Source organism: Polaromonas sp. P1_E1_2 (assembly GCF_056406035.1).
Window position 1 is genome coordinate 1 of sequence record NZ_JBFUAZ010000916.1, and the last position, 1,083, is coordinate 1,083.

Genomic DNA, 1,083 nt, shown 5'->3' on the forward strand with positions numbered 1-1,083 from the left:
GGAATAGAGCGCACCACACCGTCGCCCTCGGTAATGGAGTTGAAGAAACCTCCCAAAGGGGCCGCTTTGGCCAACAACTCAATGTTGGCCCCGTATCCGTTCCAGCTGGTGAATTTGATAGGACGGCCACCAAGCGCATCGCTGCCCATAACCGGTGGCGGCAAAACGCCATTGACCCGGCCATCCCTGTCGCTGGTGAAGTAATACCCCATCACGACGGGGCGTTTTTCGATCGCTTTCGCGAAAATCGCGTCGTAATCCAGGCTGGTCTGCAGCTGGCTGAGTTTTTCCGAGAAACCCGGTTGATCTTTCAGCTCCGCCTGTGCAAGCTGCTTGAGCCGCTTTAGACCCGAGCTTTCGTCGGCTTCGGCAAATACGACATCAAACCCCAACAGCGCCGTTTTTTGACGATCCTGCAGCTCTTCGACCAGCTCCGCCAACCTGTTACGGCCCCAAGGCCACCGCCCCACCTCCGCAAGGCTCTTCTCATCGATGTCAACGATAACAATGCGTTCGTCCAGTGTATGCGGCATGGTCGCGCGCAGGCGTGCATCGTAGATGATGTCGTCCAACCTYTGCAGAACACCAATGCGAGCGACCCCGCTGGCATGCATCAATGCAAAYACCAGCGGAATCAACGTGACGGCGATACGAGGCCAGTGCCGGAAGAGGAGTCTCATGCGACCTCGTTTGAAGGGTGCTTGCGGTCCGCTTGGTGCGAGACCTCTCAACACCAATGTCAGTGTTGGACGAACTGCATTTGCGTTCCGGCCAGCTCAAGCATGTCCCCATTTTTCAGGACAACCGGCTCAGCCCCGATGGGAGCTCCGTTAAGCGTGGGCTTGCCAGTGCCCTCTACATGGGCAACGACAAAACCCTGCGGCCGCTTGGTAATGGCGGCAACTGCGACCCCGGGCTTTCCGATGGTTGTGACTACCTTCACCAATGCCACTTCACGGCCAGCTGCAGCACCTGACATCACTTTGATCGCCGCCGTGAGGCCCGTACCACCGGCTTCAGTTGATGCCGCTGGCGAACCTGTCGGCGCCGGAGGCACAAGACCGGCAGAGCCAGCCTTGATAA

Annotated in this window: 2 protein-coding genes; both read right to left on the minus strand. The window is 58.4% G+C overall.

What is annotated here, in order from left to right:
• Window positions 1-680, minus strand: a 680-nt coding sequence (locus AC1D1P_RS24065; protein WP_477674751.1) for a CHASE2 domain-containing protein, incomplete at its 3' end; no start/stop codon positions are given.
• 59 nt (window positions 681-739) lie between these two features.
• A partial coding sequence (locus AC1D1P_RS24070) for an FHA domain-containing protein (RefSeq protein WP_477674752.1) occupies window positions 740-1,083 on the minus strand: 344 nt, incomplete at its 5' end.